The organism is Curtobacterium sp. VKM Ac-2861 (assembly GCF_013204965.1).
Taxonomy (GTDB): Bacteria; Actinomycetota; Actinomycetes; order Actinomycetales; family Microbacteriaceae; genus Curtobacterium.
Genome location: NZ_JABMLA010000001.1, coordinates 479,345 through 496,644, shown reverse-complemented (window position 1 = coordinate 496,644; position 17,300 = coordinate 479,345). Strand labels below are relative to the sequence as shown.

Annotated in this window: 17 protein-coding genes; 11 read left to right on the top strand and 6 right to left on the bottom strand. The window is 71.4% G+C overall.

Annotated features, from left to right (window positions below; genetic code table 11):
• Positions 1-72: 72 nt before the first annotated feature.
• Genes HQQ88_RS02240 through HQQ88_RS02230 form a run of 3 tightly spaced genes read right to left on the bottom strand, consistent with a single transcriptional unit; the run spans position 73 to position 1,297 of the window.
• On the bottom strand, positions 73-378 hold the full coding sequence (locus HQQ88_RS02240; RefSeq protein ID WP_123292747.1) for a hypothetical protein: 306 nt from the start codon (positions 376-378) through the stop codon (positions 73-75).
• Entirely contained in the window at positions 375-881 is a 507-nt protein-coding gene (locus HQQ88_RS19790; protein ID WP_123339568.1) for a DUF1269 domain-containing protein, read from the bottom strand. Before HQQ88_RS19790 ends, HQQ88_RS02240 begins: the two co-directional genes overlap by 4 nt.
• Complete coding sequence (locus HQQ88_RS02230; protein ID WP_123339567.1) at positions 878-1,297, bottom strand: SHOCT domain-containing protein; 420 nt, start codon at positions 1,295-1,297, stop codon at positions 878-880. The genes HQQ88_RS19790 and HQQ88_RS02230 overlap by 4 nt, the downstream gene beginning before the upstream one ends.
• Before the next feature lie 154 nt (positions 1,298-1,451).
• Here HQQ88_RS02230 and HQQ88_RS02225 point away from each other — a divergent pair, with 154 nt between their 5' ends.
• The 4 genes from HQQ88_RS02225 (at position 1,452) to HQQ88_RS02210 (ending at position 10,098) form a co-directional block, all read left to right on the top strand.
• Positions 1,452-2,366, top strand: a complete 915-nt coding sequence (locus HQQ88_RS02225) for an HAD family phosphatase (RefSeq protein ID WP_131879970.1) — start codon at positions 1,452-1,454, stop codon at positions 2,364-2,366.
• Entirely contained in the window at positions 2,363-8,377 is a 6,015-nt protein-coding gene (locus HQQ88_RS20050; RefSeq protein WP_173168524.1) for an isopeptide-forming domain-containing fimbrial protein, read from the top strand. Before HQQ88_RS02225 ends, HQQ88_RS20050 begins: the two co-directional genes overlap by 4 nt.
• A 74-nt stretch (positions 8,378-8,451) precedes the next feature.
• Positions 8,452-9,450, top strand: a complete 999-nt coding sequence (locus tag HQQ88_RS02215; protein ID WP_248703345.1) for an alpha/beta hydrolase — start codon at positions 8,452-8,454, stop codon at positions 9,448-9,450.
• An 18-nt stretch (positions 9,451-9,468) separates the two neighbouring features.
• Positions 9,469-10,098 carry a hypothetical protein gene (locus HQQ88_RS02210; RefSeq protein WP_254066822.1) on the top strand — a complete coding sequence of 210 codons (630 nt, stop codon included), beginning with the start codon at positions 9,469-9,471 and terminating at the stop codon, positions 10,096-10,098.
• A gap of 86 nt (positions 10,099-10,184) precedes the next feature.
• On the opposite strand, the gene HQQ88_RS02205 is transcribed toward HQQ88_RS02210, so the two are convergent.
• Positions 10,185-10,727 carry a DoxX family protein gene (locus HQQ88_RS02205; protein WP_173168522.1) on the bottom strand — a complete coding sequence of 181 codons (543 nt, stop codon included), beginning with the start codon at positions 10,725-10,727 and terminating at the stop codon, positions 10,185-10,187.
• 175 nt (positions 10,728-10,902) lie between these two features.
• Here HQQ88_RS02205 and HQQ88_RS20045 point away from each other — a divergent pair, with 175 nt between their 5' ends.
• Genes HQQ88_RS20045 through HQQ88_RS02190 form a run of 3 tightly spaced genes read left to right on the top strand, consistent with a single transcriptional unit; the run spans position 10,903 to position 12,014 of the window.
• Positions 10,903-11,040, top strand: a complete 138-nt coding sequence (locus HQQ88_RS20045) for a sigma factor-like helix-turn-helix DNA-binding protein (protein WP_123292864.1) — start codon at positions 10,903-10,905, stop codon at positions 11,038-11,040.
• Positions 11,037-11,618 carry a hypothetical protein gene (locus HQQ88_RS02195; protein WP_148053756.1) on the top strand — a complete coding sequence of 194 codons (582 nt, stop codon included), beginning with the start codon at positions 11,037-11,039 and terminating at the stop codon, positions 11,616-11,618. Before HQQ88_RS20045 ends, HQQ88_RS02195 begins: the two co-directional genes overlap by 4 nt.
• A 9-nt stretch (positions 11,619-11,627) precedes the next feature.
• Positions 11,628-12,014: a hypothetical protein gene (locus HQQ88_RS02190; RefSeq protein WP_173168521.1), complete on the top strand. Its 387-nt coding sequence runs from the start codon at positions 11,628-11,630 to the stop codon at positions 12,012-12,014.
• A gap of 23 nt (positions 12,015-12,037) precedes the next feature.
• On the opposite strand, the gene HQQ88_RS02185 is transcribed toward HQQ88_RS02190, so the two are convergent.
• Both HQQ88_RS02185 and HQQ88_RS02180 read right to left on the bottom strand, forming a co-directional pair.
• Positions 12,038-12,697: a response regulator transcription factor gene (locus HQQ88_RS02185; RefSeq protein WP_307860999.1), complete on the bottom strand. Its 660-nt coding sequence runs from the start codon at positions 12,695-12,697 to the stop codon at positions 12,038-12,040.
• A gap of 5 nt (positions 12,698-12,702) precedes the next feature.
• On the bottom strand, positions 12,703-13,815 hold the full coding sequence (locus HQQ88_RS02180; protein WP_173168519.1) for a sensor histidine kinase KdpD: 1,113 nt from the start codon (positions 13,813-13,815) through the stop codon (positions 12,703-12,705).
• Between the two features lie 184 nt (positions 13,816-13,999).
• On the opposite strand from HQQ88_RS02180, the gene HQQ88_RS02175 reads away from it, so the two are divergent.
• The 4 genes from HQQ88_RS02175 (at position 14,000) to HQQ88_RS02160 (ending at position 17,277) form a co-directional block, all read left to right on the top strand.
• Entirely contained in the window at positions 14,000-14,794 is a 795-nt protein-coding gene (locus HQQ88_RS02175) for a hypothetical protein (protein WP_123292738.1), read from the top strand.
• A complete protein-coding gene (locus HQQ88_RS02170; RefSeq protein ID WP_248703346.1) occupies positions 14,791-15,459 on the top strand; it encodes a DedA family protein in 669 nt (222 codons plus the stop codon). The genes HQQ88_RS02175 and HQQ88_RS02170 overlap by 4 nt, the downstream gene beginning before the upstream one ends.
• A 139-nt stretch (positions 15,460-15,598) precedes the next feature.
• Complete coding sequence (locus HQQ88_RS02165) at positions 15,599-16,351, top strand: ABC transporter permease (RefSeq protein WP_173168518.1); 753 nt, start codon at positions 15,599-15,601, stop codon at positions 16,349-16,351.
• A gap of 284 nt (positions 16,352-16,635) precedes the next feature.
• Entirely contained in the window at positions 16,636-17,277 is a 642-nt protein-coding gene (locus tag HQQ88_RS02160; protein ID WP_173168517.1) for a phosphatase PAP2 family protein, read from the top strand.
• Positions 17,278-17,300 lie beyond the last annotated feature (23 nt).

The window sequence follows — 17,300 nt, the reverse complement described above, 5'->3', positions numbered from 1 at the left end:
GTGCATGGATCGTGCTCGGGTGCGCTCCGGTGCGGGCCACCCCGACCGGGTGAGATCGTGGACGTCGTCTGCTCAGCCCGTCAGCAGCGCGACGGCCACCGCGACGGCGGTCGCCAGCGCACACGCGATCGGCAGGAGTCCGAGTCCCTGGGCCGCCGTGGCGGTCGACCGCACCACCAGGTGCCGACCGTCGAACCGGCGCAGCAGGAACCCCAGGACCACGACGACCACGAGGCCGACCCCCGCGATCGGGAGCGTCCACCACCAGTCGAGGGGCGCCACGAGGCCGAAGACGACGAAGAAGGCCACGGTGGACACGAGCGACGCCGCCGTCACGAGGACGAGTGTCCGAGCCGATGGACCGACTGCGCTCGTCACGGGTGCCCACCAAGGTCGTGCGCGATCGCCCGGAGGTCCTCGTCGGAGAGCGTCGTCCGGAGCACCGTGCCGCCGAGGTCCGTCATCGCGCCGACGAGCCGGTCCCCGTCGACCGACGCCACGGAGACGATGACGGCCGCCCCGCCCCGCGCCAGCTCGGCGGCGAGACGCTCCCGGAAGTCCGCGTCCACGCCGGCACGGTCCAGGCTCGCGAAGAGCGCCCCCACCGCTCCGCCGACGACGAGCCCCGCGAACGGCATGAGGAACAGGAACCCGAGCACGGTGCCGAACACCGCGCTCGAGGCCGCCCGTGCACCACGCTGCGAATCACGCCCGGTGGAGTCGACGTGGGTGCGACCGTGCTCGTCGACGTGCACGACGGCGATGCCGTCGAGGGCGATCTCCGCGCGGCGGTCGAGGCGCAGTGCGGCGTCGTGCGCCGCCCGGGCGCCGTCGTCGTCGTCGAAGGCGATGACGACAAGCTCGGTCGCCCGGTCGCTCACGCCGCAGCCGGTGCCGGCGCCGCGCGGGTGCTGCCGACCGCGTTCGCCTTGATCGCGTCGAACTCCGCCGCCGTGATCGTGCCGGCGTCGAGGAGTGCGCGTGCCTTCGCGATCTCGTCGGACGGGGACGTGCCCGCCACGGTGCGGATGTAGCCGTCGGCGGCGTCCTTCTGCCGCTGGGCGGACTCCGCGCTGCGGTCCGCCATCCCACGACCGCGTGCGATCAGGTAGACGAACGTCGTCAGGAACGGCACGAAGACCAGGAAGAAGACCCAGATCGCCTTGTACCACCCGCTGAGCGAACGATCCCGCACGAGGTCCGCGAGGACCGAGAAGAGCGCCATGAGCGAGGCGATGAGCGCCGAGATGAGCAGCCCGTACCAGATCACTGCCCAGAACGTGTACCAGAAGTCCATGATCGTGTTCCCTTCAGGAGTGCGTGGGCGTGCTGTCTAGCGCCGACGGCGCGCGGCCGGCACCACCCGCTTCGGGCGATCCGGCGCGACGGGCTTCCCGGTTCACCCGATCAGGATGGTGCGCACCGGCCCGCGCGGCCGGACGATCCGGGGCATGGACACACTCCCCTCCTGGCGCCCGGGGCACGCCCGCGACGCCGTCGAACAGTTCCTGGCCCGCACGACCGGCGGGGACACCCCGCTGCCGGTCGACGACCGCGTCGCCGTCTTCGACAACGACGGCACGCTCTGGAACGAGAAGCCGATGCCGACCCAGCTGCACTGGCTCGTCCAGCAGTGGGCCGCTGCAGCGTCCGCCGACCCGGAGCTCGCTCGCACGCAGCCCTACGCGGCCGCGCAGTCCGGTGACCTGTCGTGGATCGGGGGCGCCGTCGACCGGCACGCGAGCGGGGACGACTCCGATCTCCGGCTACTGCTGGCGGCGGTGGGGCGTGCGACCGCCGGCATGAGCGTCGACGACTACCGACGGCTCGTGTCGGACTTCTACGCGCACGCCGAACACCCCGTGCTCGGCGTTCCCTACGCGGCGACGGTCTACCAGCCGATGGTCGAGCTCGTGCGGCTCCTGCACGAGCACGGGTTCACCTGCTACGTGGTGTCCGCGGGGGAACGCGACTTCATGCGTCCCATGACGGAGCAGAACTACGGCATCGCCCCGGAACACGTCATCGGCTCCGCCATGGGCCTGGAGTACGTCGACGGCGAGGTCCGCTACGTCGACGCACTCGCGTTCTTCGACGACGGCCCGGAGAAGCCCGTCCGGGTCTGGAGCCGGATCGGACGGCGGCCGGCGGTCGCGGTCGGGAACTCCGACGGCGACCGGGAGATGCTCGAGTACACCGTGCCCGGCCACGCAGGACTCCGTCTGCTCGTCCACCACGACGACGACACCGGCCGCGGCGACCAGCCGTACGACAAGGGCGCCGAGGTCGTGCTCCGTGAGGCCGACGAGCGCGACATCACCGTGGTCAGCGTCCGCGACGACTGGGCCACGGTGTTCCCGACGTGAAGCGCATCGGCCGGAACCACGTGCTGCGCTCGGCGATCGCCGCGACGATCGCGGTGCTCCTCGCGACCGGGGCGATCGTGACGACAGCGGTCCCCGCATCGGCTGCGGACCCTGCGGCGATCGAGGTGAACAAGCTGGTCGACGGCGGCAAGAGCGCCACCCTCGGCCCCGGCGACGAGTTCACCTTCACGATCCGACTCGGGTGCGATGACGCCGACTGTGTGGACGCCCGGATCGTCGACACCCTGCCGGCGGAGCTCGAGGGCTTCCCGATCGTCGACCTCAGCGCCACTCCGCCCAACCCCGCCGCGCCGGCAGACCCGGACTGGGTCGTCACCCACACCGGCTGCGGCGGCACACCGGCGACGGTCGTCACCAGCGACCCGCCGTGCGTGGGCACCCTCGAGTTCGTCCAACCGCTCGCCGACGGCTCCCAGGGCCTCGCCGCGGGCCAGGCGTACACGCTCACGGCGACCCTTCGGGTCCCCGCCGACCTCCCGCCGACGTGGCCCTACAACGGCCAGCCGATCACGAACACCGGTACCGGCACCGCGGACAACGCCGCGACCGCGTCCAGCGCCGCGACGGTCACCGTGGACATCCCGACGACCGTCGACGTCGCGACGACGAAGTCCTGGACGCCCACGAACGAGCAGTACTCCCCCGGCGCACCGTCGACCATCGAGCTCTCCGCCTCGAACGCGTCGAACGTCCCCGCCACGTCCCTCGTCGTCCAGGACCCGTCGAACGCGGCGGAGGGTGCGGCGACGCTGGACGCCACGAACCCGTTCCGGTACGTCGACGTCACCGGACCCGGCACGATCGCCGTGCCCGCAGGAGCGACCGCCGTGCAGGTCGACGCGTACGTGCTCGACCCCGGGACCGGCACCTACCGCTGGGTCACCGGGACTCCTTCGCCGCCGGGATCCGCGACGTTCCCGGCCGGCGTCGACGACGCCGACGTCGCCGGGGTCCGGTACACCTTCACCGGCCCGGACGGGGCCGTCCTCACGCCCGGCGATCCGGCTGCCTCGATCCAACTCGACGTCGGACAGCGCAGCACCGAGCGGGACTCCGACGTCGAGCTCGGCGAGGGATGGTCCGCCACGAACACCGCCGCCGCCACCGTCTCGGTCCCCGGGCAGGACCCCGCGACGAGCACGGCCTCCGCCGAACACACCGTCTCACCGACGAACCTCGGAGCAGCGGTCACCAAGTCGATCGACCCGGCGCGGGTCCCCGCGGGCACGAACGCGGTCGGCAGCGTGACCGCCACGAACACGTCGGACGGACCGGTCGAGGAACTCCGCGTCAGCGACCTCGACTACTTCACCGCCGACGTCGGCTTCGCCGGGTTCAGCAGTCCGCTCGCGTACCCCGCGACCGCCACCGGCGCCGACGTCGTCTGGCACTTCAGCGACGGGACGACCCGCACCGATCCGTTCGCCGACGGCGACACCCCGGCGGCCGCGGCCCCGGACGGCACCTTCGTGACCGGGTTCGAGATCGTGTACGACGGCCCGATCGATGCCGACGCGACGACGACGACGCGCTTCGGCATCGACACCGCGCTCGATGCTGCCGACGACGCACCACTCCGGACCACCAACCGTGCGACGGCCTCCGTACGCAACGGGGGTGCGACCGCCGACGACGGCGCGTCCGCGCCGCTCGACGTGTTCCGCCCGGACATCGAGATCGCGCTCTCCAAGACCCTCAGCCCGCAGGAGCCGATCGCACCGGGCGGGACGGTCGTGGCCCAGCTCCCGGCCACGACCAGCACGGACTCCGCGTTCGTGACCCCGACGACGATCACCATCGAGGACGTCGCGCCGACGCCCCACGACGACGGATCGTTCTGGAACGCGTTCGACCCGGTCGCGATCGCGCCCACGCAGGTGCCCGCGGGCACCACGCTGACCATCGACTACACGTCCGACGACGGCGCCACCTGGCAGCCGCTCCCGATCGACGGCCTCCCCGCCACCGGCCCGACGAACTTCTCCGGCACCGTCCCCGCCGACCTCCGAAGCGCGATCACCGGACTCCGGTTCGTGTTCACGAACCCGGACGGCTTCCCGCAGGGCACCACCGTGCAACCCAACGTCGTCTCGCAGGCCCGTGCGGACCAGCGGTACGGCGGTGGATCGACGAGCACCCCCGACGCCGGTCCGTCGACCTACACCAACACGGCGACCGCACAGGGCGAGGGTGCCGTCGACGGCGGCACCACCATCGAGAGCGACGTCGTCGAGGCCGACGCCGACGCCGACATCGAGTCGACGACCGGGACGGGGAGCACGATCGCCGGGAAGCGGTGGACCGACACCGACTTCGCCACCGACCGGACCACCGTGGACAGCCAGTCCGGCGAGCAGGTCGGGTCCGTCCTCGAGTGGGGCTCGCGGACGACCGGGACGTCCCAGATCGTCGTCACCGATCCAGCAGGCAACGCGGGGAACCCGGCCGCCACCGTCTTCCAGGCGTTCGACCTCGAGTCGATCGACCCGATCGCGGTGAGCACCGACCCGCTCTGGCGGTGGGACACCGTCACCTCCGTCGAGCTCTTCAGCGACGGGACGTGGTCCACCGTCCCGGCGCCGACCTCCGGCTGGGTCGACCAGACCGGCTTCGTCGGGTACGCGCTGACGAGCGAGCAGACCGCTGCGACGACGGGCGTCCGGATCACCGTGGCGCCCGACGACGACGCCCGCGCGGCGAGCACCGACCCGACCCGACCCGTTCCGGGGTCGGGGATCGCCACGAGCACGACGCCGCGACCGTTCCACCTCACCTGGGAGCTCCGGAACTCCCTCCGAGCACCGGGCACCGCCGACGTCGAGTGGGTGAACGGCACCACCGACTACAACCTCAGCACCGCCGGGTCCGTCCGCAACGCGGTCGACGTCACGGCCACGACCGACGACGGAGACCAGAGCTCCACTGCGGTCGACGACCTCGTCATCCTCGACCGGCCGCCCCTCGTCGGGCTCGCGAAGACCTCCGAGCACGACAGCCTCGCCGTCCCGGCACGCGGTGACGTCGACCCCGACGAGTACCCCACGAACGACTTCACCGTCACCGCCACGAACGGCTCCGCCTCGCGCGCGTCGTACGTCCGCGTGACCGACCCGATGCCGTGCACACCGGCGACCCTCTCCGACTGCACGAGCGACCCCGACGCGTGGTCGGCGGACCCCTTCGACGGAGCCGACTCCACGACCGGCAACCCGTTCGAACGGTTCACCCTCACCGGACTCGACTTCAGCGTCGACGACGACGAGGTCGACGCGGACGCATCGACGGTGACGTTGCTGCACCGGAGTGACACCGGGACGACCTCCAGCAGCACGACCTCGATCACCGGCGCCCGGGCCCAGACCGCGGCACAGCTCGCGGACGTCGTCGGCGTCAGCGTCGTCTACCAGGGCACGGACCCCACCCGCACCGGCGGGACCATCTCCACCGGCCGACCGCTGACCATGACGATGCACACGCAGTTGCGGGCGACGCTCCGGAGCCTGCCGTCCGTCCCCGTGACCGCGACGACCACCGTCACGAACCGGGCGTTCGCGCAGTCGTACGACCCCGTCCTGGCGCCGTCCGGTCAGACCAGCACCCCGACGGACACGGCCTCCGCGGCCGTCGCGCTGGTCCGCGGCGTCCTCGACGTCACCGCGGAGAAGACCTTCACACCGGACACCCTGCTCGAGGCCGACCGCAGCGACACGATCGACGTGCGCCTCGACGGTGCGCAGGGCGACGACGCGACGGTCTCGCCGGACACGGTGACCATCGAGGACACCGACCAGGACTTCTGGAACGACGTCCGGCTCGCAGCGTTCTCCGCGGACGACGTGACGTTCCCGGCCGGGGCCGACCGGGTGCGCGTCGACGTCCAGCTCGACGGCCAGCCTGCGTGGGAGCTCGGGGCGGCATCCGACTCGGCGACGTTGCCGACGTCTGACACGGCCGCGATCACGGGCATCCGCTTCGTCTTCGACCGAGCGGACGGCGACGTCCTCTCCCACGCCGACCCGCCGGCAGCCTGGACCGCCGCCGCGGTGCTCCACGTCGTCGTGCTCCCGGTCGGCCGGGACGGTGCACCCGTCCGGTTCCCCGGCACCCTCGACGACTCGGCGACCGTCACCGCCCACCGCAGCGACGACACGCTCTTCCCCGACGCCACCGCCGCCGCGGACGACACCCTCACGCTCGACCCGGGCACCCGCCAGCTCGACGTCGCCAAGGCGCCCGCGAACGACCAGCACACCGTGCCGGTCGGGACCCCGGTCCCGTGGACCGTCACGATGCGCAACACCGGGACCGGCATCGTCACGCTGACGTCCGTGCGCGACGAGCTCCCCGAGGGCCTCACGTGGGACGGGACGGACCCGACGTTCCGCACCTCGCCCGACGGGACACTGTCCGCCGACGTCACGACGGTCCAGGACGGCCGGACGATCACGTTCACCTGGCCCACCGACGACGACCGGATGGCCCCGGACGAGACGTTCACCATCACGATCCCCCTGACGCTGGAACCCGGTCTGCACGAGGACGAGCGCGCCACGAACTCGGCCGTCGCCGTCACCGGCTCGGCGCTCGACCGCTGCACGAACGACTCCGGCAACGGGCAGGGCACCATCTCGGGACTCCCTGCCGAGGAGTGCGGCACGACCAACTACGTGCAGCCCACGCCCGGGCCGGCGCTGCAGACGAGCAAGGCGGTGCGTGGCGACGTCGTCGACCCGCTCGTCTCGGGTGCGTCCGACCCGTCGGACCCAGGCACGTCCTGCACCCCGGACGACGACGGCTTCACCCTCCCGCCCTGCGTCGCCGCCACGCGTGTCGGCGGGACCGACGAGTGGCGCGTCCGGACGACGAACACCGGCACCGTCGACCAGGACCGGGTCACCTTCGTCGACCCGCTCCCGCAGCCCGGCGACCGGCTCCTCGCGACCGGGGCTCCGCGTGGGAGCAGCTACCGGCCGGTGTTCGACGACTCCTTCGGCGTGGAGGTCGACGCACCGCTCGGTGCGACGACGACCTGGCAGGTCACGACCGACCGCACCGTGTGCTCGACCACCGACTCGACGACCTGGACGGACGACTCGCTCTGCTCGACGAACACGTGGACCGCGAACGATGCGTTCACCGGCGACTGGGACGACGTGACGGGCCTGCGCGTCTCGGTCGACCTCGGGTCCGTCGGCGGGCTCGACCCGGGCGAAGCCGTCACGGCCCGGTACCGCACCGTCGACGAGCCGGTGACCGCCGCGCACCCGGACGGTGTCCCCACGACGGTCCCGCTCCGCGACGAGACGGCCTTCAACCAGGTCGGGACCACCGCCACACTGAGCGACGGCGGACTCCCGATCGCCCAGGCGCCGGTGAAGGTCGGCGTCGCACCGTCCGTCGGGTCGATGCTCATCCGGAAGCAGGTGACGGGCGCCGGCGCAGGCCGAGCCCCTGATCGGTTCGACGCCGACGTCCGGTGCGAGGTGGCCGGTGTCGCGCTCGACCTGGGTGGTGCCGCCGTGGTGGCCCTCACGTCCGAGAACGCCCTCGAGGCGCGCATCGACGGCATCCCGGTCGGCGCCACCTGCGACGTCGCGGAACGCGGTGCGGTGGGCGCGTACGGGGAGGACGCCCTGACCGTCACTCCGGGCACGGTCCGGGTGCTGGTCGCATCGACAGCCGACCAGAGCGTGCCGACCCTGCAGGTCGTGACGATCACCAACGACTACGACTTCACCCCCACCCCGCCGACGCCGACCCCGACCCCGACACCCACACCGGCACCGGGCCCTCCGTCGGTGACACCGGGTGGGGACGGCAGCGGGTCGGGTCCGGTCGGCCCCGCTCCGGACTCCCTGGCGTCCACGGGCTACGACGGTCGTCAGGCGGTCGTGGCGCTCGCCATCGCCGCGCTCCTGCTCACCGGTGGCATCGCGATCCGCCGTTCCACCCGCCGTCGGCGTCGAGACGGGACCAGGTGGTCCGGGTGAGGACGCGCCCGGGTGCGGGGCCGACGAGACGAGCCCGTCGCGGCGACGATCCGTCGAGCGGGTGGGCCCCGGACGTGCTCGGTCCCGACTTCGAGGCCCGCTCGTTGCCGCTCGAGGACGACGACGAAGGACCGGTGACCGCGACCCTGGTGCGGCGCACCCGGACCCACCGGCTCCCGCGACGGTGGCGGACCGCGATCCCGTGGCGGTCGGGCCACCTCCCCCTGGGCGGCGCCGACGTGCTCTACGTCCACGGATGGTCCGACTACTTCTTCCAACGCGAGATGGCCGAGCACCTCGAGGCGCTCGGCGCGCGCTTCTTTGCACTGGACCTCCGCAAGTACGGCCGGAGTCTGCTGCCGCACCAGACCCCCGGGTACGTCGACGACCTCGCCGTCTACGACGAGGACATCGCTGCGGCACTCGACACCATCGGGCACGGCGACCCCGAGCACGGACGCCGACGACTCATCCTGTTCGGCCACTCGACCGGCGGGCTGACGCTGGCGCTCTGGAACAGCCGCCACCGGGGTGTGGCCGCCGGGCTGGTGCTCAACAGTCCGTGGCTGGAGTTCCAGGCGACCGGCTTCGCCCGCGAGCTGATCGCACCGCTGATGAAGCTCGGTGCTCGGCGCAACCCCCTCGCACCGCTCCCGACCGTCGACCCCGGCTTCTACACCCGCACCGTGTCGAGCGGGTCCGACGGCAGCTGGACCTACAACCAGGCCTGGCGTCCGGAGCGCGGTTTCCCGCTCCACCCGGGGTGGCTCGCGGCGGTGTTCGCCGGCCAGGACCAGGTCGCCCACGGGCTCGGTGCCGAAACCCCGACGCTCGTGCTGCTCAGCACGCACAGCCTGCTGTCCCCGAAGTGGTCGGAGGAGATGACCCACGTCGACGTCGCACTCAACGTCGACGCCGTCGCGCACCGAGCGCTCTCGTTGGGCGACGACGTCAGCGTCGCCCGCATCCACGGTGCCCTGCACGACGTGATGCTCTCGGAACCCCGGGTCCGCGAGACCGCCTACACCGCCATCCGACGGTGGGCACGCACGCTCCCCCTGCCGGGCGCCTGACCGACCAGGACGATGACGATGACGATGACCGAGAAGCCCGAGCGCCCCCACTGGACGCGCCGACGCGAGGTGGCGACCGTGGTCCTCCTCTCGATCACCGCGGTGGTGACCGCCTGGTGCGGCTTCCAGGCGTCGAAGTGGGGCGGAGAGATGTCCATCTCGTTCAGCCAGGCGTCGAGCGCCCGGATCCAGGCCGCCGACGCCGCGTCCGGCGCGCGCGACGCACGGCAGTGGGACGTCACCATCTGGGTGCAGTGGGTGCTCGCCGATTCACGGGACGACGCCACGCTCCGCAGCTACGTGCAGGAGCGGTTCTCCCCGGAGCTCCGCACCGCGTTCGAGGAGTGGGACGGTACCGGTCGGACCGCGGACGGGCCGTTCGCGACGGACGCGTACGTGCCGGCGGGATCGGACCGCGCGGCGGCGCTGTCGGCGAAGGCCGACCGGCAGTTCGACCGTGCCCTCGCCGACAACCAGCAGTCCGACGACTACTCGCTCCTGACGGTGCTGTTCGCCCTCGTCCTGTTCTTCGCGGCCGTGTCGGACCGAGGTGGCCGCGAGTGGGCCCGCATCGCGTTGTTCGTCGCCGCGGTCATCGGCCTCGTCGGCGGGGCGTGCCTGCTCGCCACGTTCCCCGTCCTGGTCTGAGACGGGCGCGAGCGCGGCAGGAGCGCCGACCACGGACAGGACGGGAGGCCCGGTGCCAGCTGGCACCGGGCCTCCCGTCCGGTGGTCTACGCGTCGTCGGGCGCCGCCGCGTCGGACGCGAGCGCCTTCCGACGCTGCGCGACCTGGACCGCGATCGCGACCGGGATCGCGGCGAGGGCGACCGCCCGGAGCCACGGGCGGTCGAACACGTGCCGGGTGGCGTGGTCGAGCGACACCGGACCGGGGCCGCCGAGCGCGAACATCGCCGCCGAGAAGCCGAGGAACGCCGGGAACTCGAAGCCGCCGTCCGCGTTGAAGAAGCCGTTCGGGGTGTGCACGCTCGACGCGACGCCCATCGTCGTCGCGGCGCCCGCACCGGCGATCGGGGTGGCGAGGCCGAGGGCCAACGCCGCTCCGGAGCCGGCCTCGCCGAGCCCGGCCAGGACGGCGCTGCGTCGGCCGGGGCGGAACCCCATCGCGTGCATGCCCTGGGCGGTGCCGTCGATGCCGCCGCCGCCGAACGCGCCGAAGAGCTTCTGGGACCCGTGTGAGACGAGTACGGCTCCGAGGGCGATGCGGAGCAGGGTCTTGGCGGTGACCGAAGCGGTGCTGGTGGTGTGCGAGCTCATGCGTTCTCCCGATCGTCCGTGGTGGTGATCCGGGCGACGGTACGCCGGTGCGGACCCGCGTGGTCACCGCCTCGGGCGGGCGTCGTCAGCTGGTGATCCGGCGCCGTCCGGTGACGCGGACGACCAGGCCCGCGACGACGGCCCCGACGATCGGGGCGACGATGAAGACCCAGAGCTGCGTCAGGGGTGTGGCACCGCCGGCTACAGCTACCAGCAGATCGCCGACGAACTCGAACTACCGGTGTCGACGGTGCGCGGGCTGCTCGCTCGGGCCCGTCGGTTCCTGACCGCGGAGATGGAGGCATGGCGATGAGCGACCTCGACGACGTCCCCGTGCCCGAGGACGACCTCGACGGCCACACGATGGAGGAACTCGCCGAGTACCTCGACCGGGGCCGTTCACCCCGTGACCCGTCCATCGAGCGCTCCGCCTCGTGCCGCCTCGCCTTGTCGAACATGGAGCGCCTGCGCGAGCTGTCGCTCGGCGCCCTGCAACACCGGGCCGACGCCGAGCCGGACCGCGAGACCGACTGGGTCGACCGTCTGCTGGCGACGATCCGCTCCGAGGTCCGACCCGGCCGCGACGTGCCGGTCCCCCATCCCGACCCACGACTGCGCCTCACCATGACCGAGGCCGCCGTCCGGGGATTGGTTCGTCGGACCGGTGACACGATGGGCGGGGTCGTGATGGGGAGTTGCGCTCTCGACGGGGAACTCGGCGACCTCGGAGCCCCGGTCCACGTGCGGGTGACCGCCGGGTTGGTGTACGGGGCACCTGCGGCGGAGACCGCGGACCTCCTGCGGTCGCGGATCGCCGCGGCTCTCGACCGCCACACTGCCCTGACCGTTGCGTCCATCGACGTCGTGTTCGACGACGTCTCCCTGCCCTAGGAGCACGACGTGAGCGACGAAGCCCTGTCCCGAGTCCTCACCGACCGGATCCGCACCGTTCCGGGAGTCACCGGCGTCTACCCGAGGAGACCGATCGTGCACGCCGCCGCCGAGGCCGTCGCGTCGGCCCTCTCGCTGCAGGAACCCGACGTCCTCGTGGACGTGCAGCGCGACGGCGCGGCCCTCCGGGTCGGGGCGGGCATCGCCGTCGACGACACCCGGCCGGCGACCGACACGATCCGTGAGGTCGGCGAACGCATCCGCGACCTGGTCGACGAGCGCACGGGCGCACCCGCTGACGTCGTCGAGGTGACGATCCGGCTCGTCGAGGGCATCGGCCTGGCCGCCGACGCGCCCTCCGGCACCGGTGCGGGCGAGCACGCGTCGACCGGCTGACCTCGGGCGCGCTCCGAGCGGGGTCAGGCTGGCGTGCCGAGCTGGTAGCCGGTGCCGCGGATGGTGGTGATGAGGTCGCGGTCGGTCTTCCGCCGGATGTAGTGCACGTACGTGTCGACGGTGTTCTCCTGCTCGCCGTGTTCGAACACCGCGGAGAGCAGGTGTCGCCGCGAGAACGCGCGCGCTGGTTCCGCAGCGAGGACCCGGAGCAGGGAGCTCTCCTTCTCGGTGAGGAGGACCCGACCGGTGTACGGCGAGTGGATGCTGTGGTCATCGGGGTAGAAGGTCCACCCTCCGATCTCCACGCCCGTTCCGGTGCCGGTGTAGTCGCGGGTGAGCGCCCGGAGTCTGGCGGCGAGTTCGTCGAACTCGAACGGCTTCACGAGGTAGTCGTTCGCTCCGGCGTCGAGACCGGAGACGCGGTCGCGGAGCTCGCCGAGTGCTGTGAGCATGAGCACCGGGGTGCTGATCCGCTGGCTCCGGATCGCGCTGATGAACTCGGTGCCGTCCATGCCGGGAAGCCGCCGATCGACGACCATGACGTCGAAGTACCGTTCCACTGCTGTGACGAGTGCCTGCTCACCGTCGGACGCGAGGACGACATCCCAGTCCTCGCTGAGCACCTCGGCGACGAGCGGTCCGAGCCTGGGGTCGTCCTCGACGAGGAGCAGGCGTTGTCCCATGGTGTTCATCTTCCCTCGGCGCGACGAGTGATGGTCGGCGCGGACGTCGCCGCGTGCACTGTCGGGATGCGGAGCGCGAAGACGGTGCCGTGATCACCGGTGGACTCGACGGTGACGTCACCGCCGGCGCGGACCACGATCTCACGCACCAGGGCGAGCCCGATGCCGTTCCCCGTGCGGGTTCCGTCCGCGCTGTGGCCGTGGCCGTGGCCGTGGCCTTGACCGTTGCCGCGGCCGGTTCCGTGTGCGAACCGGTCGAACACCCGCGTCGGTTCGATCCCGGAGATGCCGGAGCCGTCGTCCTGCACGCGGACGCACACCCGGTCGTGTTCCGGCGTGGTGGTCACGGTGACGGTGCCGCCCGGTGGGGTGTGGCCGATGGCGTTGTCCGTGAGCGCGACGAGACAGCGGTGCAGCTGTGTCGGCGTCATGCCCACGCTGGCGCTGTGGTCAACCACGTGGAGACGCACGTGCCGATCATCGGCGAGCACGCTCATGTCACGTCGAAGCCTTGCCAGTCCATCCTGCAGGCCGGCGACACCCGGCTCGGATCGGGTACCTGCAGCAGCTTCGAGGAGGTCGTCGACGATGTCGATGAGGATCCGCGTGTCGCTGGTGAGATCATCGACGATCCGGCGGCGCGGGTCGTCGTCGGCGGTCTGCATGCGGAGCCGCTGGACGCGGGCATGCAGGACGGCGAGCGGTGTGCGGAGTTCATGACTGGCATCCGCGACGAAGGTCCGCTGCACATGCAGCGCCTCCGTCAGCGGCCGGACCGCGCGTCGCGCGATCAACCAGGAGGCGACTCCCGCGAAGAGGATCGCGAGCCCGCCGACCCCGATGATCGCGACCGTCAGGTCGAGCGTGTCCAGGGTGATGTGCACGTCGAAGGGACCGGGCTGCTCCCGCTGCTGGCCTGGGGTGAGCTGCCAAGCGACGTACGCGACGACCAGGGCGATGATCCCGATCACCAACGCCGCAGACACCCCCGCGACGCGGATGGAGATGCCGATGACCGACCGTCGAGAGGCGAGGCGATCCGCATCCCGGTCCGGAGCGCCACGGAGGGACCACCGCGCAGTGGCGTCGACGAGTCGATTCCATGCTGTGTCGATCAATCGGTTCCTCCGTTCCTGACACCGCCGTCCGGGGTGCTCCGAGGCTCCCTCACCCAGGGCAAGGAAACACCAAGGATGCGGTCGAATCCGGACACCCGGGTTTCTTGGTGGAGTCTTGCAGGCACGTTCGTACCGTCGTCGCACCGACCCGGGCACGAGACCCGGTCACGACGAGGAGCACGCCATGACCCAGCTGACCGCTCGGCCCCGCCCGAAGCGCAACAAGGTGCCAGACCCCACCCCGTCGTTCTGGATCATCAAGGTCCTCGCCACGACCGTCGGTGAGACCGCAGCCGATCTGCTCAGCGACACCCTCGGGTTCGGTCTCCCGCTGACGACGGCAGTGATGGCCGCGGTCCTGGTCGTGTTCCTGGTGTTGCAGTTCCGCACCCGCGCCTACCGGCCGGTCACGTACTGGGTCACCGTCGTGCTGATCAGCATCGTCGGGACCTGCATCACGGACAACCTCACCGACGGGCTCGGCGTCCCGCTGGGGGTGAGCACGACAGTGTTCGCGGTGGCTCTCGCGGTGGTGTTCATCGTCTGGTACCGGAGTGAGCGCACGCTCTCGATCCACGAGATCGACACCACCAGGCGGGAAGCGTTCTACTGGCTCGCGATCCTGTTCACCTTCGCTCTCGGCACCGCAGCCGGTGACCTCATCGCCGAGCAGACCGGCCTCGGCTACCTGCCGTCGCTGCTGCTGTTCGCGGCAGCGATCGTGGCGGTCACTGCCGTCTGGTTCATCGGCCGTCGCGGTGCCGTCACCTGCTTCTGGATCGCGTACATCCTCACCCGCCCGCTCGGTGCGTCGACCGGGGACCTGCTCTCCCAGCCGACACACGACGGCGGACTCGGCATCGGGACCATCACCACCAGCATCGTCTTCCTCGCGGTCATCGCAGCGCTCATCGCATGGGTCTCAATCGGCCGTCGTGATCGCGTCGGGGCCGGCACCCGTGAGCAGCTCTCGTCGTGATCGACCGGTTCCCCCTCGCTGTCCACCTGTTCGACGCCGGATCCGTGCTGCACGCCTTCGGCCCTGCCGTCCTCGCCGGGATCGCGGTCCTGGTCTTCATCGAGTCCGGGGTGCTGTTCCCGTTCCTCCCGGGTGACTCGCTCCTGGTCACTGCCGCGATCACCAGCGCCGCGCTGGGCGTCGCACCATGGCAGGTCGCGGTCGTCGCGTCCTTCGCCGCCGTCGCCGGGGACCAGGTCGGCTACTGGATCGGTCGACGCTTCGGCCGCCGACTCTTCCGTGACGGCGCACGGGTGCTCACGACCGCTCGGCTGGACGAGGCCGAAGCGTTCTTCGCCAGGTGGGGCGGCCTGTCCCTGGTCCTCGGCCGGTTCATGCCGGTGGTCCGGACCTACGTCCCGCTCGCGGCGGGGACAGCCGACATGCGCTACCGGAGGTTCTTCCTGTGGAACGTCGTCGGTGCGGTGGGCTGGGCGTGCGGACTCACGGCAGTCGGGGTGCTGCTCGGCGGGATCCCGCTCGTCGCGCACAACATCGACGTCCTGATGATCGTCATCGTCATCGTCTCGATCCTGCCGATCCTGATCGGAGTGGTCCGCAAGCGGCTGAACGGCCGAACGGACCAGGACGACCAGGACGAACGGCCCATCGCGAGCGACCGCTGAGCGCGACCAGCACCCGAACGGTGCCGAACCAGATCACGGATCGGTCCACCGGTGACCGTCAGCGTGGTGGGCGGCGCACGGCCTTCGACGGATGACACCGTGCCGGCCGTACAGTGCACCTGATGACTGAGCAGCAGGCATGACCGCGGACGCCCTGGTGCGCACCCTGCTCGGTGTGCTCGCTCTCGTCGCGGTCGCGACGGTCGTCCTGCTTGCTGCTCGCGCGTCGGCGCCGTGGGCTCCGGCAGTGGCGATCGTCCGCGGCGCCCTGCAGCTCGCCGCCATCAGCCTCGTGCTCACCGGAGTCATCAGATCGCCCCTGCTGATCGGCCTCGCGCTCGGAGTGATGTTCGTCGTCGCGTCCTGCACGTCGGCTCGACGGCTCGGGGGCCTCCCGACGATGGTGCTGCTGGTCGCCGGAGCAATGGCGACCGGCATCCTGGTCAGCGCGGTCGTCGTCTTCGGGAGCGGAGCGATCACGCTCTCACCCCGCTACGCCCTCGCGATCGGCGGCATCGTCATCGGGAACGCGATGTCCATCGCGACCATCGCCGGCCGTCGATTCCGCGAGCTCGTCGACGATCGCTGGGACGAGGTCGAGGGGTGGCTCGCGCTCGGAGCGACACCGCGCCGCGCCACCGCGGACCTGGTTCGACGCGCTGTGAGCGCCGCTCTGATACCGACAGTCGACCAGACGAAGACGACCGGACTCGTCACCCTCCCTGGCGCGTTCGTGGGCGCCGTGTTCGGTGGCGTCTCTCCCCTCGAAGCCGGGCGCTTCCAGATCGTCGTCCTCGCGGCGATCATGGCGACGGGAAGCATCACCGCCGTCCTCGTGACCCGCTGGATCGGCCCGGTGCGGACCCGGCCGCACGTGGTCCCGATCCGCTGACGACTCGTCCCGACGACGATCGTGCCGGACCGTCCGGGGTGCTCGCTCGTCTGGTGCATCTGGGTGGTTCCTTGGAGCGGCGGCGGAAGGGTGCTGTTCGGAGGTCGTGGACATGACTGTTGGAGTGCTCGGAGGTGCCGGCGCTGTCGCTGCGCTGATCGTGGCGACGGCGGCAGCTGCCGCGTTGCTCGCCGTGGCGACCGAGGCGGATCGAGGGCGGTCGTCCGATGCGAGGTGAACGCGCACTGTGGCAACTCGGATCGGCGTTCACAGCAGCGGTGATCGTGGTGCTCATCGGAATCACGTTGACAGCCGTTCCGGGTGTCGGAGCGACCGAGACCGGCTTCGACCAGCTGCTGCATGAACACCTGACGCCGACCGCGCTGCTCATCGCGTCCGGGATCGGCGTGCTCCTCGAGCCCGCCGGCGGTCTTGCGATCCTCGTGGCCATCGGAGCGGTCGTCTGGTGGCGGTCCGATCGGGTCGCCGCGATGCAGTTCGTGGGGATCGCCGGGGTCTCGTGGGTGTCGGTCGAGCCGGTCAAGCTGCTGGTGCACCGGTCACGCCCGGTGCTCTCCGGCGTGCACCGCGCGGTGGAGAGCTGGTCGTACCCGTCCGGGCACGTCGCGCTGGTCACTGCCCTGGTGCTCGGACTCGTCGCCGTGACGCACGGCAAGGCTCGAGCGCAGGTCGCCTCTATCGGGACCGTCGTCGTGATCGTGGTCGCGACCTCCCGACTCGCACTCGGCGTGCACTACCCGACGGACGTCCTGGCCGCGATCGTGTGGACGTCCGCAGTCTGGGTCGTCGTGCGTCACATCGCGCTGACCTCGACGAGAGCAAGTCAGACGCCCACTCGTCGCGGCCCCACCGCTGTTGCCGGTCTCCGGCCTCGATCACTCGTGGGGAAGGCGCGAGACCGATGACCGCCGTCGCGTCGCCGAGTGTC